This is a genomic window from Haemophilus sp. 27098_8_127, from assembly GCF_041433495.1.
Lineage (GTDB): Bacteria > Pseudomonadota > Gammaproteobacteria > Enterobacterales > Pasteurellaceae > Haemophilus_D.
Map to the genome: position 1 here is coordinate 47096 of NZ_JAPWBP010000003.1, position 26388 is coordinate 73483.

The 26388-nt window shown below is 39.4% G+C and carries 30 protein-coding genes and 3 tRNA genes; 29 read left to right on the top strand and 4 right to left on the bottom strand.

What is annotated here, in order from left to right; all coding sequences use genetic code 11:
- The first annotated feature begins 448 nt into the window (after positions 1 to 448).
- From O3746_RS04475 to iscX, 23 genes are all read left to right on the top strand, one after another.
- Complete coding sequence (locus tag O3746_RS04475) at positions 449 to 2014, top strand: cytochrome ubiquinol oxidase subunit I (RefSeq protein ID WP_049366384.1); 1566 nt, start codon at positions 449 to 451, stop codon at positions 2012 to 2014.
- 14 nt (positions 2015 to 2028) lie between these two features.
- Entirely contained in the window at positions 2029 to 3168 is a 1140-nt protein-coding gene (cydB, locus tag O3746_RS04480) for a cytochrome d ubiquinol oxidase subunit II (protein WP_371447892.1), read from the top strand.
- Positions 3169 to 3179: 11 nt separating this feature from the next.
- On the top strand, positions 3180 to 3278 hold the full coding sequence (locus O3746_RS04485; protein ID WP_101494276.1) for a cytochrome bd oxidase small subunit, CydX/CbdX family: 99 nt from the start codon (positions 3180 to 3182) through the stop codon (positions 3276 to 3278).
- Positions 3279 to 3280: 2 nt separating this feature from the next.
- The gene (gene ybgE / locus O3746_RS04490) at positions 3281 to 3568 is read left to right on the top strand and encodes a cyd operon protein YbgE (RefSeq protein WP_014064910.1); all 288 of its coding nucleotides are present in this window, start codon (positions 3281 to 3283) and stop codon (positions 3566 to 3568) included.
- A 71-nt stretch (positions 3569 to 3639) separates the two neighbouring features.
- On the top strand, positions 3640 to 4068 hold the full coding sequence (gene ybgC, locus O3746_RS04495; RefSeq protein ID WP_005697099.1) for a tol-pal system-associated acyl-CoA thioesterase: 429 nt from the start codon (positions 3640 to 3642) through the stop codon (positions 4066 to 4068).
- A 20-nt stretch (positions 4069 to 4088) separates the two neighbouring features.
- Positions 4089 to 4775 (top strand): protein TolQ, encoded by a 687-nt coding sequence (gene tolQ / locus O3746_RS04500; RefSeq protein WP_005696675.1) that lies wholly within the window; start codon positions 4089 to 4091, stop codon positions 4773 to 4775.
- Positions 4776 to 4850: 75 nt separating this feature from the next.
- Positions 4851 to 5270 carry a colicin uptake protein TolR gene (gene tolR, locus O3746_RS04505; protein ID WP_032803822.1) on the top strand — a complete coding sequence of 140 codons (420 nt, stop codon included), beginning with the start codon at positions 4851 to 4853 and terminating at the stop codon, positions 5268 to 5270.
- An 18-nt stretch (positions 5271 to 5288) separates the two neighbouring features.
- On the top strand, positions 5289 to 6518 hold the full coding sequence (gene tolA, locus O3746_RS04510) for a cell envelope integrity protein TolA (protein ID WP_371447893.1): 1230 nt from the start codon (positions 5289 to 5291) through the stop codon (positions 6516 to 6518).
- A 41-nt stretch (positions 6519 to 6559) separates the two neighbouring features.
- On the top strand, positions 6560 to 7843 hold the full coding sequence (gene tolB / locus O3746_RS04515) for a Tol-Pal system beta propeller repeat protein TolB (RefSeq protein ID WP_049366381.1): 1284 nt from the start codon (positions 6560 to 6562) through the stop codon (positions 7841 to 7843).
- 24 nt (positions 7844 to 7867) lie between these two features.
- Positions 7868 to 8335 (top strand): peptidoglycan-associated lipoprotein Pal, encoded by a 468-nt coding sequence (gene pal, locus O3746_RS04520; RefSeq protein WP_005696669.1) that lies wholly within the window; start codon positions 7868 to 7870, stop codon positions 8333 to 8335.
- Positions 8336 to 8511: 176 nt separating this feature from the next.
- Positions 8512 to 8587, top strand: a tRNA-Lys gene (locus O3746_RS04525).
- A gap of 25 nt (positions 8588 to 8612) precedes the next feature.
- Positions 8613 to 8688, top strand: a tRNA-Lys gene (locus O3746_RS04530).
- A 29-nt stretch (positions 8689 to 8717) separates the two neighbouring features.
- Positions 8718 to 8793: transfer RNA gene (locus O3746_RS04535), tRNA-Lys, on the top strand.
- Positions 8794 to 8915: 122 nt separating this feature from the next.
- On the top strand, positions 8916 to 9635 hold the full coding sequence (trmJ, locus tag O3746_RS04540) for a tRNA (cytosine(32)/uridine(32)-2'-O)-methyltransferase TrmJ (protein WP_371447894.1): 720 nt from the start codon (positions 8916 to 8918) through the stop codon (positions 9633 to 9635).
- A 59-nt stretch (positions 9636 to 9694) separates the two neighbouring features.
- Entirely contained in the window at positions 9695 to 10150 is a 456-nt protein-coding gene (gene iscR, locus O3746_RS04545; protein ID WP_049364500.1) for a Fe-S cluster assembly transcriptional regulator IscR, read from the top strand.
- A gap of 63 nt (positions 10151 to 10213) precedes the next feature.
- Complete coding sequence (locus tag O3746_RS04550; RefSeq protein WP_049366738.1) at positions 10214 to 11428, top strand: IscS subfamily cysteine desulfurase; 1215 nt, start codon at positions 10214 to 10216, stop codon at positions 11426 to 11428.
- A 54-nt stretch (positions 11429 to 11482) separates the two neighbouring features.
- Entirely contained in the window at positions 11483 to 11866 is a 384-nt protein-coding gene (gene iscU / locus O3746_RS04555) for a Fe-S cluster assembly scaffold IscU (RefSeq protein ID WP_005696665.1), read from the top strand.
- Positions 11867 to 11917: 51 nt separating this feature from the next.
- The gene (iscA, locus tag O3746_RS04560) at positions 11918 to 12241 is read left to right on the top strand and encodes an iron-sulfur cluster assembly protein IscA (RefSeq protein WP_371447895.1); all 324 of its coding nucleotides are present in this window, start codon (positions 11918 to 11920) and stop codon (positions 12239 to 12241) included.
- A 9-nt stretch (positions 12242 to 12250) separates the two neighbouring features.
- On the top strand, positions 12251 to 12772 hold the full coding sequence (gene hscB / locus O3746_RS04565) for a Fe-S protein assembly co-chaperone HscB (protein ID WP_371447896.1): 522 nt from the start codon (positions 12251 to 12253) through the stop codon (positions 12770 to 12772).
- Between the two features lie 74 nt (positions 12773 to 12846).
- A complete protein-coding gene (locus O3746_RS04570) occupies positions 12847 to 13533 on the top strand; it encodes a DUF2625 domain-containing protein (RefSeq protein WP_371447897.1) in 687 nt (228 codons plus the stop codon).
- A 40-nt stretch (positions 13534 to 13573) separates the two neighbouring features.
- Positions 13574 to 15430 (top strand): Fe-S protein assembly chaperone HscA, encoded by a 1857-nt coding sequence (hscA, locus tag O3746_RS04575; protein WP_371447898.1) that lies wholly within the window; start codon positions 13574 to 13576, stop codon positions 15428 to 15430.
- A gap of 45 nt (positions 15431 to 15475) precedes the next feature.
- Positions 15476 to 15817: an ISC system 2Fe-2S type ferredoxin gene (fdx, locus tag O3746_RS04580; protein WP_197541766.1), complete on the top strand. Its 342-nt coding sequence runs from the start codon at positions 15476 to 15478 to the stop codon at positions 15815 to 15817.
- Positions 15817 to 16011 carry a Fe-S cluster assembly protein IscX gene (iscX, locus tag O3746_RS04585; protein ID WP_049366368.1) on the top strand — a complete coding sequence of 65 codons (195 nt, stop codon included), beginning with the start codon at positions 15817 to 15819 and terminating at the stop codon, positions 16009 to 16011. Before fdx ends, iscX begins: the two co-directional genes overlap by 1 nt.
- A gap of 113 nt (positions 16012 to 16124) precedes the next feature.
- Here iscX and mglC read toward each other — a convergent pair whose 3' ends face one another.
- The 4 genes from mglC to O3746_RS04605 all read right to left on the bottom strand — a co-directional run bounded on the left by mglC (position 16125) and on the right by O3746_RS04605 (position 20930).
- On the bottom strand, positions 16125 to 17135 hold the full coding sequence (gene mglC / locus O3746_RS04590) for a galactose/methyl galactoside ABC transporter permease MglC (RefSeq protein ID WP_049373959.1): 1011 nt from the start codon (positions 17133 to 17135) through the stop codon (positions 16125 to 16127).
- An 18-nt stretch (positions 17136 to 17153) separates the two neighbouring features.
- The gene (gene mglA, locus O3746_RS04595; RefSeq protein WP_371447899.1) at positions 17154 to 18668 is read right to left on the bottom strand and encodes a galactose/methyl galactoside ABC transporter ATP-binding protein MglA; all 1515 of its coding nucleotides are present in this window, start codon (positions 18666 to 18668) and stop codon (positions 17154 to 17156) included.
- Positions 18669 to 18746: 78 nt separating this feature from the next.
- Positions 18747 to 19742: a galactose/glucose ABC transporter substrate-binding protein MglB gene (mglB, locus tag O3746_RS04600; protein ID WP_014064930.1), complete on the bottom strand. Its 996-nt coding sequence runs from the start codon at positions 19740 to 19742 to the stop codon at positions 18747 to 18749.
- Between the two features lie 180 nt (positions 19743 to 19922).
- Positions 19923 to 20930, bottom strand: a complete 1008-nt coding sequence (locus tag O3746_RS04605; RefSeq protein WP_054418395.1) for a substrate-binding domain-containing protein — start codon at positions 20928 to 20930, stop codon at positions 19923 to 19925.
- A 215-nt stretch (positions 20931 to 21145) separates the two neighbouring features.
- On the opposite strand from O3746_RS04605, the gene galT reads away from it, so the two are divergent.
- The 6 genes from galT (at position 21146) to corC (ending at position 26343) form a co-directional block, all read left to right on the top strand.
- Positions 21146 to 22192: a galactose-1-phosphate uridylyltransferase gene (gene galT, locus O3746_RS04610; protein ID WP_049374436.1), complete on the top strand. Its 1047-nt coding sequence runs from the start codon at positions 21146 to 21148 to the stop codon at positions 22190 to 22192.
- A 54-nt stretch (positions 22193 to 22246) separates the two neighbouring features.
- Positions 22247 to 23401 (top strand): galactokinase, encoded by a 1155-nt coding sequence (galK, locus tag O3746_RS04615; protein ID WP_371447900.1) that lies wholly within the window; start codon positions 22247 to 22249, stop codon positions 23399 to 23401.
- Entirely contained in the window at positions 23395 to 24420 is a 1026-nt protein-coding gene (gene galM / locus O3746_RS04620; protein ID WP_371447901.1) for a galactose-1-epimerase, read from the top strand. The genes galK and galM overlap by 7 nt, the downstream gene beginning before the upstream one ends.
- A gap of 141 nt (positions 24421 to 24561) precedes the next feature.
- Complete coding sequence (locus O3746_RS04625) at positions 24562 to 24975, top strand: hypothetical protein (RefSeq protein ID WP_197560259.1); 414 nt, start codon at positions 24562 to 24564, stop codon at positions 24973 to 24975.
- 87 nt (positions 24976 to 25062) lie between these two features.
- A complete protein-coding gene (locus tag O3746_RS04630; RefSeq protein WP_365991418.1) occupies positions 25063 to 25257 on the top strand; it encodes a DUF5376 family protein in 195 nt (64 codons plus the stop codon).
- Positions 25258 to 25446: 189 nt separating this feature from the next.
- Complete coding sequence (gene corC / locus O3746_RS04635; RefSeq protein WP_049371519.1) at positions 25447 to 26343, top strand: CNNM family magnesium/cobalt transport protein CorC; 897 nt, start codon at positions 25447 to 25449, stop codon at positions 26341 to 26343.
- Positions 26344 to 26388 lie beyond the last annotated feature (45 nt).

Consider the following 26388-nt stretch of genomic DNA (forward strand, 5'->3'; position numbering starts at 1 on the left):
ACAAATCTTTCCAAATATTATTGGGCTAAAAAATAGCAAAATCTTGTCGCCCTGTCTAGTGGTTATTTTGTCTATTTCTTTTCGATAAAGTTTCCTTGTGATAGAGATAAATTTTTTCATTCAAGATAAATATGCAAGATTTGATGTAGATCAATTTCGCTATAGTTACGCTGAATAGGGTATTTTGTAACTTATATCAAAAAATGTGATCAATATAACGGTTTTTTCTATTTTTTATCCTCATAAATAGTAGTAGAATAGGGCAAAATTTTGAATGTTTATATTGTAATCGGTTACTGCATTCTGTTTTGAAAATAGAAAAGGCAATTATTACGTAAATAATTCAATGTTTCTTAACGATTTTTGTTGAGTAGTTTGGGGTGATTATTTGGGATTATCCTTGGTAATCATAAAGTGAAAATCTTGTAGATTTATACAAGGAGTTGAGATGTTAGACGTTGTTGATCTCTCACGCTTGCAGTTTGCGTTAACTGCGTTATATCACTTCATTTTTGTACCATTAACATTAGGTTTATCTTTCGTTCTTGTGATCATGGAAACCATTTATGTTAAAACGGGCAAAGAAGTATATAAAGATATGACTAAATTCTGGGGTAAGTTATTTGGTATTAACTTTGCTCTAGGGGTAACGACCGGTATTATTATGGAGTTCCAATTCGGGACAAACTGGTCTTATTATTCTCACTATGTAGGTGATATTTTCGGTGCACCATTAGCGATCGAAGCATTACTTGCATTCTTCTTAGAATCCACTTTCGTGGGTCTATTCTTCTTCGGTTGGGATCGTTTAACTAAAGGTAAACACTTACTCGCAACTTACTGCGTAGCCTTTGGTTCAAACCTTTCTGCAATGTGGATTTTAGTGGCAAATGGTTGGATGCAACATCCGGTAGCGGCAGAATTTAACTTTGAAACCGTTCGTATGGAGATGACCAGCTTCTTAGATCTTTGGTTAAACCCAGTTGCTCAAAGTAAATTCTTACATACATTAACAGCAGGTTATTCAACCGGTGCAATGTTTGTATTAGGTATTAGTGCATTCTATTTATTAAAAGGCCGTGATATTGGTTTTGCTAAACGTTCATTCTCTGTTGCTGCAACCTTTGGCTTTATCGCTGCATCAGCAGTATTAATTATGGGTGATGAATCAGGTTACGACATCGGTAAAGCACAACCTGTGAAATTAGCTGCAATGGAAGCTGAGTTTGAAACTCATCCTGCACCAGCCCCATTCCACCCAGTGGCGATTCCAAATACTGCAGAAATGAAAAATGATTTTGCGATTGAAATCCCATATTTAGGTGGTTTAATTGCAACGCGTTCTTTAGACACTGAAATCGTTGGTTTGAAAGAAATTCAAGCAAAAAATGAAGGTCGTGTTCGTAACGGTATGGTTGCTTATGATTTATTCACACAATTAAAAGCAGAGAAAAAATCAGCAGGCCAAGTAAATCCAGAAACTAAAGCAAAATTTGATGAAGTCAAAGGTGATTTAGGTTTCGGTTTATTATTAAAACGTTACACAGATAAAGTTGTAGATGCAACGGATGAACAAATTAAACAAGCAGCACGTGATACTATTCCAAACGTAGGTCCTAACTTCTGGGCGTTCCGTGGTATGTTAGCGGCAGGTGGTTTAATTATTTTACTGACCTTTGGTGCATTTGTTCAAAATTTACGTAACAAAGTGACATCTTCTCGCTTATTACTTAAAGCATTGCTTTGGGGAATTCCATTACCATTCTTAGCGATTGAATTTGGTTGGTTCTTAGCTGAGTTTGGTCGTCAACCGTGGGCGATTTATGAAGTATTACCGGTAGGTGTGTCTGCCTCTAACTTAAGTGTAGGTGACTTATGGTTCTCTATCGGTTTAATTTGTGTGCTTTACTTCTTCTTCATTATTGCGGAAATGTATTTGATGTTTAAATATGCACGTTTAGGTCCAAGTGCATTGAAAACTGGCAAATACTATTTTGAGCAATCATCTAAATAAGCAGGAGATGAATTATGCTTGATTATGAAATTCTACGTATTATTTGGTGGGTGCTAGTTATCGTATTGCTTATCGGTTTCTCTGTAACAGATGGATTCGATATGGGCGTGACCGCACTTTTACCCGTAGCAGGTAAGAAAGAAGTAGAAAGACGTATTATGATTAACTCTATTGCTCCACACTGGGATGGTAACCAAGTTTGGTTATTAACTGCTGGTGGTGCAATCTTTGCGGCATGGCCGATTGTTTATTCTGTGGCGTTTTCAGGCTTCTATATTGCCTTATTCCTTGTGTTAGCTGCGTTATTCTTCCGTCCAATTGGTTTTGAATATCGTGCGAAAATTGATAATCCAACATGGCGTGCTGTGTGGGATTGGGGCTTATTTGCGGGTGGTTTTGTACCTGCATTAGTATTCGGTGTAGCATTTGGTAATTTATTACAAGGTGTACCATTCGAATTAAACGAGCTTTCACAAGCAACTTACACAGGTTCTTTCTTTGCATTATTAAACCCATTCGCATTACTTTGCGGTGTGTTAAGCCTTGCAATGTTAGTGACTCACGGTGCAAACTGGTTACAAATGAAAACCACAGCTGCATTGCGTGATCGCGCAAGAGCAATTACACAAATCGGTGCATTAGTGACATTAATTACTTTTGTGCTTGCAGGTGTGTGGCTTTCTTTCAAAGACGGTTATGTGGCGACTAGCACGATTGATCACTTTGCGGCATCAGCGCCAGCTTCAGGTAAACAAGTGGCAGTTGAGGCAGGTGCATGGTTCAAAAACTTCAATGAAAATCCAGCTTTATGGGCATTCCCAGTATTAGCTGTGGTTGGTGCATTATTAAATGTGATTGCATCTAAAGCAAATCGTTGTGGTTTTGCGTTCTTCTTCTCTGTATTAACCATGGCTGGTGTGATTATTACTGCGGCAGTATCAATGTTCCCATTTGTAATGCCTTCAAGTACTCATCCAGAACAAAGCTTGTTAATGTGGGATGCAACGTCAAGTGAATTAACATTAACCTTAATGTTCTACTTGGCACTAGTATTTGTTACCATCTCATTGCTTTACACCATTTGGTCATACTACAAAATGTTTGGTCGCTTGGATGAAAGCTTTGTTGAAGACAACAAAAACTCATTATACTAAGGAGAAACAATATGTTATATGTAATTTGGGTAGTGGGTGTGTTGGCTGCAGTTATGGTGAGTGCTAAATTAACCATTGGCAAAGAAAAGTCAGGTAAATTTGACGAGTAATGATGATTAATTCACTCTATCAATTAAGCAATAAGGGTTCCTTGCGAACCCTTTCGTTTATTTTAGCATTATTTTTAACCGCGGCTTTCTTTTTAAATTTAAATCAATTTTCGACCGCACTTCGTACTGCACATCCAGCTTGGATTCTTGCGATTTTTTGGGGATTGATTAATTTGTGGATCCACGGTATCGGATTCGACATTCGCCGAGCAATATGGCAGCTAGTTTTCTTGCCATTTATTGGTTATTTCACCACAATAATTGCCATTGTTCAGCATTGGTTTTTATAAGAACGATAGACAAATATTATTATTTGGAGCTTGCACATCTAATAAACAGGTTTTAAAATAACCGGCTTGTTATGGCTGATAATTTGAGCATTATTTTGAATAACCAATGTTTTACCTTTCCGGTTCGTGTCTATTATGAGGACACGGATGCTGGCGGAGTAGTGTATCACGCACGTTACTTACATTTCTTTGAGCGTGCGCGAACTGAATATTTAAGAACGCTTAATTTTTCCCAACAATCATTATTGCAGGAACAACAGTTAGCTTTTGTGGTCAAAACCATGTCTATTGACTATTGTATTCCGGCAAAATTGGATGATTATCTTATTGTCGAAACGGAAATAACGGCAGCGAAAGGAGCAACAATTCTCTTTGAACAGCGGTTAGTTCGTGAGGCAGTGGTGTTATCGAAGGCTACTGTAAAGGTAGCCTGTGTTGATCTAGGCAAAATGAAACCTGTCGCAATTCCTGAAGAATTAAAAGCGGCATTTTTAAAGTAAATAACTTTTCGGAGTATGCAATGACTGCAGAATTGAACTTTTTAGATCTTTTTCTAAAAGCGAGTATCGTTGTTCAACTTGTAATTGTGATCTTGATTTCGTTCTCAATTATTTCTTGGGCAATCATCATTCAACGTAGCCGTATTTTGACGAGTGCGTTAAAAGAAGCGAATACTTTTGAAGATCGTTTCTGGTCTGGTGAAGATTTAAATAAACTTTATGATGGTTTATCTAATCGTCGTGAAGTATTAACTGGTAGCGAACAAATTTTCTTTGTTGGTTTTAAAGAATTCTCTCGCTTAAAACAAGTGAACGCAGATGCCCCAGAAGCAATCATTAAAGGTACCACTCGTGCGATGAACCTTGCGATGAATCGTGAAGTAGAAGCGCTTGAAAGTCGTGTACCCTTCTTAGCAACAGTGGCTTCTGTCAGTCCATATATTGGTTTATTTGGTACCGTTTGGGGGATCATGCACGCATTTATGGCATTAAGTGGTGCGAAACAAGCAACATTACAAATGGTTGCTCCAGGTATCGCAGAAGCCTTGATCGCAACAGCAATCGGTTTGTTTGCGGCGATTCCAGCTGTAATGGCGTATAACCGTTTAAGCTTACGTGTTAATGCGATTGAACAAAATTATGGTAACTTCATTGATGAATTCACCACAATTTTACATCGTCAAGCTTTTGGTAAAGCGCCCCATTAAAAATAAATGAAAAATTGACCGAACTTGATAAATTAAAAAAGTGCGGTGGATTTTAGCGAAGTTTTAGAGGAAATTATGGCTCGTCGTCAGCGTAAAGACATTAAATCTGAAATTAACATCGTGCCATTTCTCGATGTTCTTTTAGTTTTGGTGTTAATTTTTATGGCAACCGCGCCGATTATCAGTCAGAGCGTTCAAGTGGAACTCCCTGATTCGGTGCAAAGTCAAAATGTATCAAATGAAGATAAAACACCGGTTATCTTAGAAGTAGCGGGTGTAGGGCAGTATTCTATTTCTATTGGTGGTCAACGCCAAGAAGGCCTTAACGAAGAAATGGTAACCCAATTATCAAAACAAGAATTTGATAAAGACAATAACACAATGTTCTTAGTGGGCGGAGCAAAAGATGTACCTTATGAAGAAGTGATTAAAGCACTGAATTTACTACATCTTGCCGGCATTAAGTCTGTGGGTTTAATGACCAACCCGATTTAAGAATAAGTAGGTAAAACCGTGCAGAATAATCGACGAAAAAAACGTGCAAATGAGTTTGTCATCTCTATTGCGATGCACCTTGCATTGTTTGCTTTGTTGATTTGGAGCTCTCTTTATCAAACCGTTGAAATAATGGGTGGTGGAGAAGGTGAAGGTGATGCCATGGGAGCTGTGATGGTTGATACTGGCAGCGCTGCGCAGGAATGGGGACGTATTCAACAACAGAAAAAAGGTCAAACTGATAAACAGAAAAAACCAGAACCTGTAGTCGAAGAGAAAAAACCAGAGCCTGAACCTGAACCAAATCAGCAAGAAATTGCGAAACAAGAAGAGATTAAGCGTCAGCAGGAAATTCAACGTCAAAAAGAACTTGAAAAACAAAAGCAGCAAGAAATTGAAAAGCAAAAACAGCAACAAGAACTTGCTCGTCAAGAGGCGTTAGAAAAGCAGAAACAAGCTGAAGAAGCGAAAGCAAAACAAGCGGCTGAAGCAGCGAAATTAAAAGCTGATGCAGAGGCAAAACGTTTAGCGGCAGCCGCTAAACAGGCTGAGGAAGAGGCAAAAGCTAAAGCACAAGCCGAAGCTCAAAAAGCGAAAGAAAAAGCTGAAGCAGATGCTAAAGCCAAGGCTGAGGCAAAAGCGAAAGCCGATGCTGAAGCAAAAGCGAAGGCTAAGGCAGAAGCAGATGCTAAAGCCAAAGCAGAAGCAGATGCTAAGGCTAAAGCAAAAGCTGAGGCTGATGCAAAAGCGAAAGCAGATGCAGAGGCGAAAGCGAAGGCTGAAGCAAAAGCTAAGGCAGATGCAGAAGCGAAAGCAAAAGCAGATGCAGCAAAACGTAAAGCGGATCAAGCAGCTTTAGATGATTTCATGAATGGTGGTGACATCGGTGGTGGTAGCGCATCTAAAGGTGGCAATGCGAATAAAGGTGGTACACAAGGTAGTGGTGCTGGACTTGGAGCTGGAGACGGTGGCAAAGTCGGTGACCAATATGCAGGTGTAATTAAGCGTGAAATTCAACGCCGCTTCTTAAAAGATCCAAGCTTTGCCGGTAAAGTTTGTAGCATTAAAATCCAACTCGGTCGAGATGGTACTATTCTAGGCTACCAACGCGTTTCTGGACCTGATGATATTTGTACAGCAGCATTAAGTGCGGTAGCGAGAACGAAAAAAGTTCCAGCTGCACCATCTGATGCTATTTATGAGAAATATAAAGCGCCGACTATCGATTTTGATATCAATGCTCGATAATCGGTTTTAAGAAAGTAACAACGTTAAAATAAGGTGATTAAATGAAATTGATCAAACGTGTTATGGGGCTATTTGTGGTGATGTTTGCATTTGCAAGCACCGCAATGGCAGAAGATGAAGTGCGAATTGTGATTGATGAAGGTGTTGATGGCGCTCGTCCTATCGCAGTTGTTCCTTTCGCAGGTTCTGCACCTGAAAATATTGGTCAAATTGTTGCGGATGACTTACGTAATAGTGGTAAATTTAACCCAATTCCAGTAAGCCAAATGCCACAACAACCAACGACTGCAGCAGAAGTGAAACCAGAAGCTTGGACAGCTTTAGGTATTGATGCTGTTGTGGTAGGTCAAGTAACATCAACTGGTAGCGGTTATAATATTTCTTATCAGTTAGTTGATACTGTGGGAGCATCAGGTACACCAGGTGCAGTGCTTGCACAAAATAGCTATACAGTGACTAATAAATGGTTGCGTTACGGTGCACATACTGTGAGTGATGAAGTATTTGAAAAATTAACCGGTATTCGTGGTGCATTCAGAACACGTATTGCTTATGTAGTGCAAAAAAATGGTGGTTCACAACCTTATGAAGTTCGTGTAGCAGATTATGATGGTTACAATCAATTCATCGTAAATCGTAGCTCACAACCAATTATGTCTCCAGCATGGTCTCCAGATGGTAAACGTTTAGCGTATGTATCTTTTGAGAACAAAAAATCACAACTTGTTGTACAAGACTTAGGTTCAGGTTCTCGTAAAGTGGTTGCTTCTTTCCCAGGACATAACGGTGCGCCAGCATTCTCTCCGGACGGTTCTAAACTCGCATTTGCTTCTTCACAAGATGGTTTATTAAACATCTATGTAATGAGCTCAAATGGTGGTACACCGACTCAATTAACTCGCGGTGCGGGTAATAATACAGAGCCATCATGGTCTCCAGATGGTAGCTCAATTCTCTTTACTTCAGATAGAGGTGGTTCACCACAAGTTTATCGCATGAGCGCAAGCGGTGGTGGTGCATCGCCAGTTGGTGGTCGCGGTAGTGCGCAAATCAGTAGTGATGGTAAAACACTCGTGATGATCAACGGTAATAACAACGTAGTGAAACAAGATCTCACCAGCGGTAGTTCTGAAGTATTAAGTACATCTTTCTTAGGTGAAAGCCCAAGTATTTCTCCTAACGGTATCATGATTATTTACAGCTCTACACAAGGGCTAGGAAAGGTGTTACAATTAGTTTCTGCAGATGGTCGCTTTAAAGCGAGTCTTCCAGGAAGTAATGGCCAAGTGAAATTTCCAGCTTGGTCTCCATACTTGACTAAATAAAAAAACTCATTGAGGAGAAATCTAATGAACAAATTTGTTAAATCATTATTAGTTGCTGGTTCAGTAGCTGCATTAGCAGCATGTAGCTCATCAAATAACGATGCAGCAGGCAACGGTGCTAACAACGGTCAAACTTTCGGTGGTTACTCTGTTGAAGATCTTCAACAACGTTACAACACCGTTTACTTCGGTTTCGACAAATTCAACATCGAAGGTGAATACGTTCAAATCTTAGATGCTCACGCTGCATACTTAAATGCAACTCCAGCTTCTAAAGTTGTTGTTGAAGGTAACACTGACGAACGTGGTACTCCAGAGTACAACATCGCTTTAGGTCAACGTCGTGCTGATGCAGTTAAAGGTTTCTTAGCTGGTAAAGGTGTTGACGCTGGTAAAGTATCAACTGTTTCTTACGGTGAAGAAAAACCTGCAGTGTTAGGTCACGATGAAGCAGCATACTCTAAAAACCGTCGTGCAGTGTTAGCATACTAATTTTTAGAGAATTTTGATTCTTAGAAAAAGGGAGAGTAGAAATACTCTCCTTTTTTATTTGTTCTAAGATATTGTCAGAAATTGACGAGTATTCACGCAATTAACACAATTTCTTCAGATTTTTCTTGCGTCAGAAAATAAAATCGGTAATATACGCACCTGTTACGAAATGATGTGGGTCGTTAGCTCAGTCGGTAGAGCAGCGGACTTTTAATCCGTTGGTCGAAGGTTCGAATCCTTCACGACCCACCACTTTTATTTCGAAGAATTCCCAAATGGGTCGTTAGCTCAGTCGGTAGAGCAGCGGACTTTTAATCCGTTGGTCGAAGGTTCGAATCCTTCACGACCCACCATCTATTTAAAGATCATTATTTAACCGGTTGGGTTGTTAGCTCAGTTGGTAGAGCAGCGGACTCTTAATCCGTCGGTCGAGAGTTCGAGCCTCTCACAGCCCACCAGTCAACATCTTATTCCTCCTATTTGTTAAAAAATTTACAAAAAATTAAAATATTTTCAAAATTCTTGACTATATTTGGCGGTTATTATGGTAGAATATCCACAAATTTAAGTCGGGCATAAAATGTTACAAAATATTCGAATTGTTTTGGTTGAAACATCACATAGCGGGAACATCGGTTCAGCGGCGCGTGCGATGAAAACAATGGGATTATCCAATCTTTATTTGGTCTCACCAAAATCAGTGGATGAGCAATCTATTGCATTAGCAGCAGGTGCTGATGATGTCGTGCGTAATGCCCACATTGTTGATACTTTTGAACAAGCAATAGAAGATTGCTCATTAGTGATTGGTACGAGTGCAAGATTACGTCATTTACAGAGTACGCTTATTGAGCCAAGAGAGTGTGCAGAGAAAGCCAGTACACATCAAGGGCAAGTAGCGATCGTGTTTGGTCGTGAGCGTGTTGGGCTCACAAATGAAGAATTACTTAAATGTCATTATCATTTAAATATCCCTGCTAACCCTGAATATTCTTCGCTTAATTTAGCGATGGCAGTACAGTTGGTAAGTTATGAAATGCGCATGGCATTTTTAACAAAAAATAAAACGGAAAGTACACTTTCAACGATAGAAGATATCTATCCAACAGCACAAGAAATGGAGTATTTTTTTGCTCATACGGAACAGGTGTATCAGTCTCTTGGTTTTATTCAAAATCAAGGGGTTATACAAAAGTTAAGACGACTTTATAACCGTTCTTCTCTAGAAAAAAATGAATTAAATATTTTGCGAGGAATGTTAAGTGCGATTGAAAAACGCCTTAATCTGCAAAAAGAGTAAAATTGACTATCATAGTCAGATAGGTAAACTACCTAGATGGCGATTTATAGGGATGCTTTATGAAACTAACATCTAAAGGACGATATGCGGTTACCGCAATTTTAGATATCGCATTACACGCAGGAACAAACCCAGTTTGTTTAGCGGATATCTCAGAACGTCAAAATATTTCACTTTCTTATCTTGAGCAATTATTTGCCAAATTGCGTCGAGGAGGATTAGTAAAAAGCGTTCGCGGCCCAGGTGGTGGCTATCGTTTAGCGTTACCAACTGATCAAATTTCTATCGGTATGGTGATTTCAGCCGTAAATGAGAACATTAATGTCACAAGATGCCTTGGTAAAGGAAATTGCAAAGGCGGAGTAGAGTGTTTAACTCATACATTATGGCAAGATTTAAGTGATCGCATTTCTGATTTTTTAGATGAGATTACATTAGCTGAGCTTGTAGAGAAAAAAGCTGGAAAGCATAAAGCTCACAAAGATTTTGATGACTTAATTGTAATCAACCAATAATGGGAAAGTAGATCAAAGTGCGGTCAAAATGATGGCATTTTTGGTAGTTATTTAGGAGTGAAAATGAAATTACCAATTTATTTAGATTATGCAGCAACATGTCCAGTTGATGAACGTGTGGCTAAAAAAATGATGGAATATTTAACCATTGATGGTGTATTCGGTAATCCAGCATCTCGTTCACATAAATTTGGCTGGCAAGCTGAAGAAGCCGTTGATATTGCACGTAATCAAATTGCGGATTTGATTGGCGCAGACTCACGTGAGATCGTATTTACTTCTGGCGCAACAGAAGCAGATAACCTTGCAATTAAAGGTGCAGCGCACTTTTATCAAACAAAAGGTAAACACATTATTACTTGCAAAACTGAACACAAAGCCGTATTGGATACTTGTCGTCAGTTAGAGCGTGAAGGCTTTGAAGTCACTTATTTAGATCCAGAAGAAGATGGTTTAATCGATCTTGAGAAATTTAAAGCAGCATTGCGTCCAGACACAATTGTTGTGTCAATCATGCATGTAAATAATGAGATTGGCGTAATTCAAGATATTAAAGCAATTGGTGAGCTTTGCCGTGCAAACAAAACCATTTTCCACGTAGATGCAACACAAAGTGTAGGTAAAGTCGAAATCAATCTCGCGGAATTACAGGTTGATTTAATGTCAATGTCTAGCCACAAATTGTACGGACCAAAAGGGATTGGTGCATTATATGTATGCCGTAAACCGCGTGTTCGTTTAGAAGCGATCATCCATGGCGGTGGTCACGAACGTGGTATGCGTTCAGGTACATTACCAGTACACCAAATCGTTGGTATGGGTGAAGCATATCGCATTGCAAAAGAAGAAATGGATACTGAAATGCCACGTATCCGAGCATTGCGCGATCGTTTATACAATGGTCTTAAAGACATTGAAGAAACCTATGTAAATGGTTCAATGGAACACCGCGTAGCGAATAATTTGAATATCAGCTTTAACTATGTTGAAGGTGAGTCATTAATGATGGCATTACGTGATATCGCAGTATCTTCTGGTTCTGCTTGTACGTCTGCAAGTTTAGAGCCATCTTATGTATTACGTGCATTAGGTCGTAATGATGAATTGGCACATAGCTCAATTCGTTTCACGCTTGGTCGTTGGACCACTGAAGAAGAAATTGATTACACCATTAATTTAATGCATGGTGCAGTAGCGAAACTTCGTGAATTATCCCCACTTTGGGATATGTTCAAAGAAGGCATTGATTTAAATACTATTGAGTGGGCAGCCCACTAATTTTCAAGGCGGCTTGACCGCCTGATAGCAACTTATTTAGGAAAGGAAAATAATATGGCATACAGCGAAAAAGTTATCGATCATTACGAAAATCCACGCAATGTTGGTTCAATGGACAAAAAAGATAATTCTGTGGGCACCGGCATGGTGGGTGCGCCAGCTTGCGGTGATGTTATGCAGTTACAAATTAAAGTAAATGACAGCGGTATTATTGAAGATGCAAAATTCAAAACTTATGGTTGTGGTTCTGCGATTGCTTCTAGCTCTTTAATTACCGAGTGGGTAAAAGGCAAATCTTTAGATGAAGCAGGTGCAATCAAAAACAGCCAAATTGCGGAAGAACTTGAATTACCACCGGTAAAAGTTCATTGCTCAATCTTAGCAGAAGACGCAATTAAAGCCGCTATTGCTGACTACAAAAATAAACAAGGTAAGTAATCAAAAGTGCGGTCGAAAATGACCGCACTTTATCAATTTAAGGATCAGAATATGTCTATAACACTCACTGAAAAAGCGGCGCAACGAGTTCGTACTTTTCTTGAAAATCGTGGAAAAGGCATCGGTTTACGCTTAGGTGTGAAAACATCAGGTTGTTCGGGTTTAGGCTATGTGCTTGAATTCGTTGATGTGCTCAATGATGACGATCTTGTTTTTGAGCAGTATGGCGTGAAAGTTATCGTCGATCCAAAAAGCTTGGTTTATTTAAATGGCATTGAGCTAGATTACGTTAAAGAAGGCTTGAATGAAGGCTTTAAATATAACAACCCGAACGTGAAAGAATCTTGTGGTTGTGGTGAGAGTTTCCACGTTTAAGGAATAGAAATGACAAATCCTTTTGCTATTTTTGATTTGCCCGTTGCTTTTAATGTTGATCAAGCCCTTTTGTCTGAACGCTATTTAGTGCTTCAAAAGAGCTTGCACCCTGATAATTTTGTTACGGCAGATGCGCAAGAACAACGTATCGCAATGCAAAAGTCAACAGAAGTTAATGATGCATTAAAAACCTTGAAAGACCCAATTTTACGTGCAGAAGCAATTATTGCGTTAAATACGGGAGAAACACAGGATTTAGAGCAAAAGAGCACACAAGATATGGCATTCCTAATGCAGCAATTAGAATGGCGAGAAGAACTCGAAAACATTGAGCAAAGCCAGGATGAAAATGCATTAGAATCCTTTGCGAAACGCGTTAAAAAAGAAACAAAAGAAATGTTGACCGCACTTGAAGAACAACTAAATGAGCAACAATGGTCAACTGCTGCACAGTTCTGTGATAAATTACGTTTTCTAAAAAAATTGGCGGATGAAATTAGCCAAGTAGAAGAACGTCTATTTGAATTATAATCTTGAGGGCGTTTAATACGCCCTTTTCGCTATTGATAAATGGGTAATTGCCCTCATACTAATGAAACTCGATTATGCAAACTTTAGAACAACTGACTGATGCCTCAAAATCTGCGTGGGGAACCATTTCCCAATGGATTGAGCGTGCTCGTAATCATTGTGAAGTGATTAAAAAAGATCAATCTAGTGCAGAACGTGAACTTTTCACCATGCAAATGCCAACGTCTTCTCCTATGGGAGCGGTCATTTATGAAACCGGTGGCATTTTAATCCATCATGGCTGGTTACGTATATTGGGGTCAGGCAGTTTTAAATTACCCCGTGGATTAATGGATTGGAATTTTAGCAAATCCTTTAATCAATCAGGTGATAAACCAAAATATTTGCTCGTTGCAGACGATGTCATTGGTGGTTATTTTGCTTTAAATGGTGGTTCTTTAGGTTCTAATCTTGGCAAGATTTATTATTTTTCGCCAAAAGACTTAACTTGGCATGATTTAAATTTTACCTATACGGATTTCTTGGCTTGGGCATTAAATGGTGACATTGAAGCATTTTACCAAAATCTGTTTTGGCAAAATTGGCAAGAAGATGTAAAACAACTCGATGGTAACCACATGATTGTTTTTACACCAGAGCTTTCAGAAGATAAGACGACTGAGATTAATCAGCGTGAACGACGCGAAGTCAACATTGAAACGCATTACAATGCAAGTTTCACCGAACAAGATAAATTTGCACAAGCTTATTCAGTGGCATAGCGAGCCCTTAACGAATTAATTATTAGAGATAAAAAGAGATATGGCATTACTCCAAATTGCAGAGCCGGGACAAACGGCTGCACCACATCAACATCGTCTTGCGGTAGGGATTGATTTAGGTACAACAAACTCTTTAGTTGCCGCTGTACGTAGCGGTCAAGCAACCATTTTGAATGATGAACAAGACAGAAGCCTTGTCCCTTCAGTCGTTTATTATGGTGAAAATGAAAAACTTGTGGGTACTGAAGCATTTGCCAAAGCTGCAATTGATCCTAAAAATACGATTATTTCGGTTAAACGTTTGATTGGTCGTAGTCTTGCAGATGTGCAATCACGTTACACAAACTTACCCTATGAGTTTGTGGCAAGTGAAAATGGCTTGCCATTATTGGTGACGCATCAAGGTAAAAAAAGCCCAATTGAAGTCTCTGCGGATATTTTATCTCGTTTAAATCATATTGCAGAACAACGCCTTGCAGGTGAGCTTTCTGGTGTGGTGATTACTGTCCCTGCTTATTTTGATGATGCTCAACGCCAAAGTACGAAGGATGCAGCACGTCTTGCAGGGTTGAATGTATTACGTTTATTAAATGAACCCACTGCAGCAGCGGTTGCTTATGGCTTAGATAGCGGAAAAGAAGGCGTCATTGCTGTGTATGACTTAGGTGGCGGTACCTTTGATATCTCAATTTTACGCTTATCTAAAGGTGTATTTGAAGTTTTAGCAACGGGTGGGGATACTGCCTTAGGTGGTGATGATTTTGACCATTTAATTGCCGATTGGATTGTTGAGCAAGCAGGTATTCAACCACAAAATGTAAATGAGCAGCGTGAGCTTTTAAGCTTAGCGACTCAGACTAAAATTGCTTTAACGAGTGAGCAAAGTACGGTCATTTCTTGGCGCGGATTTGAAGGTGAGTTAAGTCGTGAGCAATTCAATGAATTAATCCACTCATTGGTAAAACGCTCTTTATTAACCTGTCGTCGTGCATTGAAAGATGCGCATATTGAAGCTGAAGACGTACAAGAAGTAGTTATGGTTGGTGGTTCAACTCGCGTGCCTTACGTACGTGAGCAAGTAGGCGAATTCTTCGGTAAAACGCCATTAACCTCGATTGACCCAGATAAAGTAGTAGCCTTAGGTGCGGCAATTCAAGCGGATATTTTAGTGGGCAACAAAAATGACAGCGATATGTTGTTACTCGATGTGGTGCCGCTTTCTTTAGGTATTGAAACCATGGGCGGTTTAGTGGAGAAAATCATTCCACGTAATACCACGATTCCAGTGGCTCGCGCGCAAGAATTTACCACCTTTAAAGATGGTCAAACAGCGATGACGGTACATGTGGTACAAGGTGAGCGTGAGTTAGTGGATGATTGCCGTTCTTTAGGTCGTTTTACGTTGCGTGGTATTCCGCCAATGGTGGCAGGCGCGGCTCATATTCGAGTGACTTATCAAGTGGATGCAGATGGCTTATTAAGTGTAACCGCCATGGAAAAATCCACTAAAGTCCAAGCATCGATTCAAATTAAGCCTTCTTATGGCTTAACAGATGAAGAAGTAACGGCAATGATTAAAGCTTCTTTTGATAATGCACAAGATGATATGCAAGCCCGTGAATTAGCTGAGCAACGTGTTGAAGCTGATCGTGTGATTGAGAGCGTGATTGTGGCATTACAACAAGATGGGGCTGACTTATTAACCGAAGCTGAATTCCACCAAATTGAAAATGCATTGAAACAATTAATGGATGTAAAAGAAGGCGCAGATCGTCATGCTATCGTTCAGGGAATCAAAGCCCTTGATGTCGCGACTCAAGAATTTGCGGCAAGACGAATGAATAAATCCATTAATCAAGCGCTTACAGGTAAATCTGTATCAGATATTGAGCAATAAAGTGCGGTTATAAATTAACGAGTTTTTTATATTGAGGAAAGTAATATGCCAAAAGTGATTTTTTTACCGAATGAAGAATTCTGCCCAGAGGGTATGGTGGTTGATGCAGCAGCAGGCGACAACTTATTAGAAGTGGCACATAATGCGGGCGTTGAAATTCATCATGCTTGCGATGGTTCTTGTGCTTGTACAACATGCCATGTAGTCATTCGTGAAGGGTTTGATTCATTAAATGAAGCTACCGATCAAGAAGAAGACATGTTGGATAAAGCATGGGGCTTAGAAATGGATAGCCGCCTTTCTTGCCAATGTGTCGTGGGCGATGAAGATTTAGTGGTGGAAATTCCTAAATATAATATTAACCATGCGAATGAGGCGGCTCACTAATGAAATGGACTGATGCCCAACTTATCGCAGAAGAGCTTTATGATCGTAATCCAGATTTAGATCCTAAAACAGTACGTTTCACGGATTTGCATAAATGGATTTGTGAGCTAGACGGTTTTGATGATGATCCAATGAAATCTAACGAGAGTATTCTGGAAGCGATTTTGTTGAAATGGTTAGATGAATACGAGTAATCGATTCGATTAAAAAAGCGAGCTGAGAGGCTCGCTTTTTGTTTTGAGAATTTACCTCAAAATAAAACCGCACTTTATTACTAAAGTGCGGTTATTTTTATCGTTGTTTTTAATTATTTTTTCTTCGCGTATTTTAAGGAGTCGATAGCAACCGCGAGGATGATAATGCTACCTTTAATGATATATTGCCAGTAAGGGTTTACACCGATGTAAGTTAAACCGTAGTTAATAACGGTGAAGATGATAACACCAGTGATTACGCCGATAACAGTACCCACACCACCGGCGAAAGATACACCACCTACTACGCAGGCAGCAATCGCATCTAATTCATACATGAAACCAAGGTTGTTGGTCGCACTACCGATACGACCTGCTTCTAACATACCACCGAATGCATAGAACATACCAGCAATCATGTAAATCACAACAAGGTTACGCGCTACGTTTACGCCAGATACTTTTGCGGCTTCAGGGTTACCACCGATAGCAAAGATATTTTTACCGAAGCGTGTTTTATTCCACATTACCCATACTAAGAATGCACAAATTGCAGCATAAATAGTGATGTAGGATAATTTGAACGAACCAAGTCTGAAGAAGCCTTGTGCGAAGTTAGAGAAAGATTCACTGAAGCCTGCAATTGGTGAGCCACCCACGCCATCATAATAAAGTGAGTTGAAACCGTAAACGATGATCATGGTACCCATAGTTGCAATGAACGGGGTTACATTGAGATAAGCGATAACTAAACCATTCACTAAGCCGATTACAGCACCTACCGCACAAACAGTCAGGATAACTACTGGAATAGGAATTTCACCTAAATCCGGGAACACGCGGTTCATGTTTTCCATTGATTGCAAGAGGGTAGCAGAAATAACCGCTGCTAAACCTACTTGGCGACCGGCAGATAAGTCGGTACCTTGAGTGATAAGCAAGCCTGCAACACCTAGGGCAATAATGAGACGGACGGATGATTGAGTTAAAATGTTACTAAAGTTGCGAACATTCAAGAATGTTGGATCTTGTGCGATGATGATGCCAAGTAAAATCAACAACACAAAATAAATCGCATTTTGTTTTAAGAAATCGAATGATTTATTTTTTGGTAAGGCACTCATAATTTGTTCCTTTATGATTTATAAATATTTTGCGGCAAGTTGCAAAATTTCTTCTTGGGACGTTTTTGCCGTTTCAACGATGCCGGCAACACGACCATTACTCATGACCAAAATTCGGTCTGTTACGCCTAATAGTTCTGGCATTTCTGATGAAATCATAATGATGCCTTTATCTTTTTTAGCGAGTTCTTGAATGAGCTGATAAATTTCAAATTTTGCCCCAATATCAATACCACGAGTTGGTTCGTCGAGCATTAATATATCTGGTTGGGTTAAAAGCCAACGGCCGATAATGACTTTTTGTTGGTTACCACCAGAAAGCGATCCAATCGTTGTTTTGTGAGAAGGTGTTTTCACGTTCATCGCATCAATCACCCATTGTGTATCGCTCGCCATTTTTTTATTGCTGAGCAACCCCAATGGGGTGAGGTAAGATTTCATATTTGAAATCAAAGAGTTAAATTCAATACTTAGGTTTGAATAAATCCCGGTTGAACGACGTTCCTCAGTCACCAAAGCAAAACCGTGGTTAATCGCCTCAAGTGCGGTATGATTTTTCACGATTTTTCCGTTGAGTTTGATCGTCCCTTCTTTTAATTCACGCACACCAAAAATGGCTTCCACAATATCGGTTCGTTTTGCACCAACAAGACCTGCGATACCTAAAATTTCACCTTTGCGTAAATTAAAGGAAACATCTTGAATAGAAGGTTGGTTAACTGCTGTTAAATGTTCCACTTCAAGCGTGATTTCTTTTGGTACGTTAGTTTTTTCGGGGAAACGTTGTGTTAATTCACGGCCAACCATCATTGAAACAATTTCTTCCATGGTGGTGCCTTTAACTTGAACGGTATTGATCCATTTACCATCACGAAGAATGGTGATTTCATCACAAATTTTGAAGATTTCATCCATTTTGTGTGAAATATAGATAATGCCACAACCGCGATCTTTTAATTTTTGAATAATTTTGAAAAGATGTTCCACTTCTTTTTCTGAAAGTGAGGATGTTGGCTCATCCATAATTACGATTTTAGCGTTATAAGAGAACGCTTTCGCAATTTCGATCATCTGCATTTGTGAAACGGAAAGTTTGGCCACTTTTTCTCTTGGATCAACATCAATATCCAATTCATCGAAAATCGCTTTGGTATCACGATACATTTTGGCGTGATCCACAAAAGGACCTTTAAGTGGGTAGCGACCCAACCATAGGTTATCCATTACACTGGTTTGACGCACCAAGTTAAGTTCTTGGTGAACCATTGAAATCCCATTTTCAAGGGCTTCTTTTGATGTTTTAAAATCAACAGGTTTGCCTAAGAATAAAATTTCACCTTCGTCTTTTGCATAAATTCCGAAGAGGCATTTTAATAATGTAGATTTACCCGCCCCGTTTTCGCCCATCAAGGCGTGAACAGAGTGAGAACGAACTGTTAGATTGGCGTGATCAAGGGCTTTTACACCGGGGAAAGACTTACTGACATCCGTCATTGTCAGTAGTACATCACTGTCTTGGGTTTGAGTTGTCATATCCAACCTCATCAAAAAAGGGGAAAGGGAATTTGGGTTTCCTTTCCCCCTAAAATTAAAGAAAAGCAATAGATTTTCTTATTTTAAGAATTCACTTAGGTTATCTTTATCTACACCAACATAAGGGATACGTACCACACGGTTTTCTAATTTCCATTGTGTACCTTCTGTTGCTGCTTTACCGTTAGCAAGGTTTGCAGAAAGTTGAACAACTGCTTTACCTTGGTTAACGCCATCGTTTAACACGGTACCAGCAATTTCGCCTTTCTTGATTAATTGAAGTACTTCCGGTAATGCATCCACACCAAAGATTGGTAATTTTTTACCGTGTGCTTTGGTTGCTTCTAATGCACCTAATGCCATACCGTCATTGTTTGAAATAATCATTTCAATTTCGTTAGCTTTAGAGCTAGATAACCATGCATCCACTTTATCTTTAGCCATTGCTGCATCCCACATACCGGTATCAATAAATAATTGTTCGGTTTGGATACCTTTAGCATTTAATTGCTCAATCACATATTTAGTACGTGCTTCAGCGTCTGGGTGACCTGGTTCACCTTTTAATAATACATATTGGATTTTACCGTCTTTGTTTAAGTCGAAGGCTGGCATTGCTTTCCATTGTTTCGCAATTAAGTCACCTTGGATTAAACCAGATTCTTTCGGGTCTGTACCAACATAGTAAGCGTGATCGTAGCTACCAATTGCTTTTGCACCTGGGTCTTTATTGAAGAAAACAACAGGAATGTCATCTTGTTTAGCTTTCTTGATAACAGTTGAAGCTGCTGCTGGGTCTACTAAGTTAATCGCTAAAGCTTTTACACCTTTAGAAAGCAAACCATCCACTTGGTCATTTTGAATAGATTGTGCATTTTGAGAGTCATTCATTAATAACTCAATGCCGCCAAGCGCTTTCGCTTCTTTATCGATTTCTTTACGCATTAATGACATGAAGTTGTCATCATATTTATAAATGGTAACACCAATGCGGTTATCGGCTGCGAAACCTGAAGTTGCTGAACCTAAACCGATTGCTAAAGCGACTGCACTTAATACTGCTGTTTTTTTCATAAAAACGCTCCTATGTAGAGAAAGAGATTTTATTGTTGATTTTTTATATATCAAATAGAGGAATGTTGCGTACATCTATTGCAACTGAATCCATCATAACGAAATCAAAACTGTTAATCTGTGATCAAACTCACATAAATGAAAACGATTACATAGCAATGTTTAAATTTGTGATCTCTATCACGGTTTTATTGCATTTTCTACGGAAAAACGTCTCACCAATGTTGGATTAAATTGCACAACAGTAGGTGTGACAATAGACGAATCGACTAAACTTAACGCTAGTTTTGCCGCATAATTTGCCATTAAATCAATTGGATATCTAATTGTAGTGAGTTTTGGGATTAAATATCGAGCAATTGGCATATCATCAAATCCCACAATGGAAAATTGTTTCGGGACTTTGATATTGTTTTCATTTAAAACGGAAATTGCCCCCGCTGCCATTGTATCGTTATAGGCCACCACTGCGGTTAAATTGGAGTTGTAGCTCAATAAATCAATCATGGCTTTCTCACCGCCCTCAAAATCAGGCGAATTATGCACAATGGCTTGTTCTACAATGGGGAAGTTATGCGCTTCTAAGGCCTCTAAGTAGCCTTCCTTGCGCTCAGTTTCATCTAAAATACCGTGGTTGGAACCAATATAGGCGATGTGCTTATGACCATAACGAATCAGTATTTCAGTGGCTAGATAGGTACCTTGGCGGTTATCAAGGCTGACGCAACGATTTTCATAACCCGCAATCACGCGGTTAATCACCACCATACCGGGTACATTTTCTAAATAATGCTGTAACTCTTCGTCAGAAAGGGCTTTGGAATGAACGACCAAACAGCTACAACGCTTGCGTAGCAAGGTATCAATGGCTTCACGCTCTTTTTCTGCATGATGGTATCCAATGCCGATCAAAATCGTTTTTTGATGCTCTTCAGCGACTTTATCGACCGATTTGACCAAGATAGCAAAGAACGGATCCGTTACATCGGTAACCACCACGCCAATGGTATCAGTATTTTGTACTGCCAGAGCTTGTGCGTTTGCATTGGGTTGATAATTTAAGGCTTCCATCGCGCGTTGTACCGAGTAACGGGTTTTTTCACTCACAGATGGGGAGCGATTAATCACCCGGGAAACAGTGGCAACCGACACACAAGCTAATTCAGCAACATCTCGAATTGTAGGCATAACTGGGCTCTCATTCATTTTTTCATAGCAATTATCATAGTAAATTTGAATAAAATTGAAAGCGGTTACTTTCAAAAATGCTACATTCGTCACAAAAAAGTGATTGGATGAGCGGCTTATTTCCTGATTTTGTGATAATGATCACGGTTTATTTTTTTTAATTTGTTATCTTATGAGAAAATTTTTTGTAATCGTTTACATTTTGGAGCAAAAATATGAGCGAAACCGTATTTGAACCGACAGATCATCCACATCGTCGTTATAATCCGTTAATTGACCAATGGGTTTTAGTCTCGCCACATCGTGCTAAACGTCCATGGCAGGGACAACAAGAAAAAGTGAGTGAGGAACAAAAGCCAAGCCACGATCCAAATTGTTATCTTTGCCCGCGTAATAAACGTATCACTGGCGAACCGAATCCGGATTACCATAAACCTTATGTATTCAAAAATGATTTCTCGGCTTTATTAGAAGATACACCCGCGCCAGAGCAATCAGCCGATCCTCTTTTCCAAATGAGCCAAGCTCGTGGTGAAAGCCGTGTTATTTGTTTTTCACCAGATCACAGCAAAACCTTGCCATTATTGACCGCACTTGAAATTGAAGAAGTGATTAAAGTGTGGCAAGAGCAATTGCGTGAACTGGGTCAAAAATATCAGTGGGTACAGATTTTCGAAAATAAAGGCGCGGCAATGGGATGTTCCAATCCACATCCGCACGGACAAATTTGGGCAAATAGCTTTTTACCGAATGAAGTTGCACGCGAAGATGTTGCTCAACGAAATTATTATGAAAAACACGGTTCGGTACTTTTAGTGGATTACGTTCAAAAAGAATTAGAGAAAAAAGAACGTATTGTGGTGGAAACCGAGCATTGGGTTGCGGTGGTGCCTTATTGGGCGGTGTGGCCGTTTGAAACCCTGTTGTTGCCTAAATTGCATGTAAAACGCTTAACAGAATTAACTGAAGCTCAAGCTAAAGATCTTGCCGTGATATTGAAAAAATTGGCAACGAAATACGATAACTTGTTTGAAACGTCTTTCCCTTATTCAATGGGCTTCCATGCAGCACCATTTAATGGTGAAGATAACGAACATTGGCAGCTTCATGCACATTTTTATCCACCGTTGTTGCGTTCTGCTACGGTTCGCAAATTTATGGTGGGCTATGAAATGTTAGGTGAAAGCCAACGTGACCTCACCGCTGAACAAGCAGCAGAAAGATTACGTGCGTTAAGCGAAGTGCATTATAAAGAACGTTAAGAAATCCTTTCCCTCTTGAGTTAAGGGGGAGTATGAAAGATAAAGGAAAATAATATGACTCCAGTCCAAAAATCCCAACACATTTTTACTCAAAAATATAATAAGCAACCTGAACTGACCGTGTATGCACCAGGTCGTGTGAATATTATCGGTGAACATACGGATTACAATGATGGCTTTGTGATGCCTTGTGCAATCAATTATGGTACAGCCATTGCGGGATCAAAACGTACTGATCATATTTGGAATGTTTATGCAGCAGATCTTGATCTTGAGGATACCTTTTCTCTTGATGAAGATTTCCCTCAAAGTGAGCAAAAATGGGCGAATTATGTGCGTGGTGTGGTGAAATTTATTCAAGAACGTTGTCCACAATTTAAACAGGGTGCTGATTTGGTCATTTCTGGCAATGTGCCTCATTCTTCCGGTTTAAGTTCTTCTGCAGCACTTGAAGTGGCAACAGGTAAGTTTTGCCAACAACTCAGTGATTTACCTTTAACAGATACAGAAATTGCTTTAATTGGTCAAAAAGCTGAAAACAAATTCGTTGGCGCAAATTGCGGGAACATGGATCAATTAATTTCTGCTTTAGGACAAAAAGATCATCTCTTAATGATTGATTGCCGTAGCTTAGAAACACAACCAACGCCTGTGCCGAAAGATGTTGCTGTTATTATTGTGAACTCAAATGTACCCCATGATTTGGTCACGGGTGAATACAACACACGCCGCTGGCAATGTGAAAAAGCCGCAGAGTTTTTTGGCGTAAAAGCCTTACGTGATGTGTCAGTAGAAGAATTCCAAAAAAGAGAAGCAGAATTGACCGCACTTAATGTTTTAGTGGCTAAACGCGCACGCCATGTGGTGACTGAAAACCAACGCGTACTTGATGCCGTTGAAGCCTTAAAACATAACGATTTAACAAAATTAGGCGAATTAATGGGGCAATCTCACAAGTCCATGCGTGATGATTTTGAGATTACTGTGCCACAAATTGATTATCTTGTGGAACTCGCTCAATTAGTGATTGGTAAAACCGGTGGTGCGAGAATGACCGGCGGTGGTTTCGGTGGTTGCATTGTTGCCCTTGCACCTCATGATAAAGTTGAAGAAGTGCGTAAAATTATTGCTGATAATTATGAAAAACAAACGGGCTTAAAAGAAGATTTCTATGTTTGCACAGCCTCACAAGGAGTGAGTCTATGCTAGAAAAAACGGCGTTCAATGCACCAGATGGACAGCCTTATCAACTTGTTCAACTCACCAATTCAAATGGCATGACCGTGCAATTTATGGATTGGGGAGCCACTTGGCTTTCTTGTAAAGTCCCTGTGAATGGTGAGTTGCGAGAAGTGTTACTTGGCTGCAAAGTGGAAGATTATCCTCATCAAACTGCTTATTTGGGCGCAAGCGTAGGACGCTATGCGAACCGTATTGCTAACGCCCAATTTGAATTGGGTGAGCGAACAATCCAGTTGGTTGCGAATCAAGGCAATCATCAATTACATGGTGGTAAAGAAGGCTTTGATAAACGCCGTTGGAAAGTGGAAGACTGCGGTCAGAATTTTGTGCGTTTTTCCCTTGTGTCTCCTGATGGTGATCAAGGTTTTGAAGGTAATGTACAAGTCACAGTGATTTACACACTGACCGATGAAAATAGCGTAAAAATTGAATACGAAGCCGAAAGTGATAAAGAAACCGCGCTTAATTTAACAAACCACGCTTATTTCAATTTAGAAAATGCCGAACAGGGCAGTGATGTGCGAAATCATACACTACGCCTTAATGCGGATTTCTATCTGCCGGTTGATGGCGAAGGCATCCCAAATTCACCACTTAAACATGTGGTGAATACTAGCTTTGATTTTCGTGTTGCAAAACCAATCGCACAAGATTTTCAGCAAGGCGATCAAGTGGTGACAAAAGGTTACGATCATTCTTTTATCGTCAATAAAGCATGGCAAAAGCCTTGTGTATTATTGACTTCCCCTAATGAAGATTTAAGCCTTGAAGTGCTCACATCCCAAGCGGCGTTACAGGTTTATACGGGAAACTATCTTGCAGGCACTCCAACTCGTGAAGGTAGCACTTATCAAGATTTCAGCGGCATTGCACTTGAAACCCAATGCCTACCCGATACCCCAAACCACCCAGAATGGCAGAATTATGGTGGTATTCAAAAAGCTGGTGAACGCTATTACCAGTGGACAGAGTTTAGGTTTAAATAGGTAATCCTTGAAAAGGAAAGTGCGGTTAAAAACTATTGTGTTTTTAACCGCACTTTGTTTATATGTAATTACACAAAATGTATGAGAAATACATTAATGACATTTAATTCGTAATATTTTACTAGAGGTAAAAAATCACAAATGAAAAGCACCTTTGAAAAAACGATGCTTAAAATATCTAAAGGAAGTAATGCAGGATTTTTCCCTGTTTATTTTGGATATGTTGATAATGATCGATGCCAAATATCCTTTGAATGTTTTGGTATGAAAATTTGTATTGTAGAGGATAATTTTTGGGATTGTTTATCTAGATTAAAAAAACAATATCCTGATATATTGTTACATTGTAAAGGATATAAACGAAATGCTTATCCATCGCGCATGCTACTACAGATGGGAAAAGCTGTAAAAGTGTATGAATACAAACTTGGTAAACAAGCTACATTTGAAGATTTAGTTTTTATTTTTTCTCCTGAAGATAGTGAACTGACTTCTTCCGTAGATGAACAAATTGTGTTTTTTAATAAATGGATTAATTCGTTAGACAACAAGTAAAATGTTCTAAGTATTTATCCTATAAGAGGGCAATAATGATAGTTGAATTTGGATATTGTGATTCTTTTGGCAAACTAGCTCCTATCTGTGCAACTAAGGATTCGTTATTTGATTCTTCTAGATAAATACGATGAAATTGATGATAAAAGCGATCATACAGAGTATTTAATACCTCGTAAGAAACTAACTTATCTTTTAGAAAGATGGTTGGCGTTCATACAAAAACCAATACCAGATCCGGACTACGTAGAAATTATCGATTCAGAGGATGCGTATAAATAAGCATAAGCTATAGAAGCTCTTTCTACCTGCAGAAGGAATCATAACAACAGTTAAAATTGAAGTGCGGTTAAAAACTATGGTGTTTTTAACCGCACTTTATTTTCAGCCATTTAGCTTAAGTTTTTTGCGATTTTTGTCAAAATATGCTACTTTTTACACAGTCAATCCGACAGTAACATATTTAATTTTATGAACGAAGAACATTCGAGTAATCAAACTGAAACAACTAAAAAATCTTTTTTCCAATCACTTATTGGCCGCTTTTTCCAAGGTGAGCTGAAAAATCGTGAAGAACTCGTGGAAGTGATTCGCGATTCAGAACAAAACGATTTAATCGATCAAAACACTCGTGAGATGATTGAAGGGGTAATGGAAATCGCCGAGCTTCGTGTGCGCGATATCATGATTCCACGCTCTCAAATCGTATTTATTGAATCAAATCAAGATCTTGATGCGTGTTTGAACACGATTATTGAATCTGCACATTCACGTTTTCCTGTTATAGCTGATGCGGATGATCGTGATAATGTTGCAGGTATTTTGCACGCAAAGGATTTACTCCGATTTTTACGTGAAGATGCGGAAGCCTTTGATCTTTCAGCCTTACTTCGTCCAGCCATTGTTGTGCCGGAAAGTAAGCGCGTGGATAGAATGTTAAAAGAGTTTCGTTCAGAACGTTTTCATATGGCGATTGTGGTGGATGAGTTTGGAGCGGTATCTGGTCTTGTCACCATTGAGGACGTATTAGAGCAAATTGTTGGTGATATTGAAGACGAATTTGATGAGGAAGATGTCGCCGATATTCGTCAGCTTTCTCGTCATACTTATGCGGTGCGTGCGTTAACGGATATTGATGATTTTAATGCGCAATTTAATACGCATTTTGATGATGAAGAAGTGGATACCATTGGCGGTTTGATTATGCAAGCTTTTGGTTATCTGCCTAAACGAGGTGAAGAAATCACCTTAGAAAATATTCAATTTAAAGTGACCTCTGCCGATAGCCGCCGTTTAATTCAGGTACGTGTAACCGTGCCAGATGAGCATTTATCGGATATGGAAGGCGTGGAAGAACAAGCTGAATAAGTTGTTTAGCCTGACTGTATTCTAAGCCCCCTCTTTGCTGAAGAG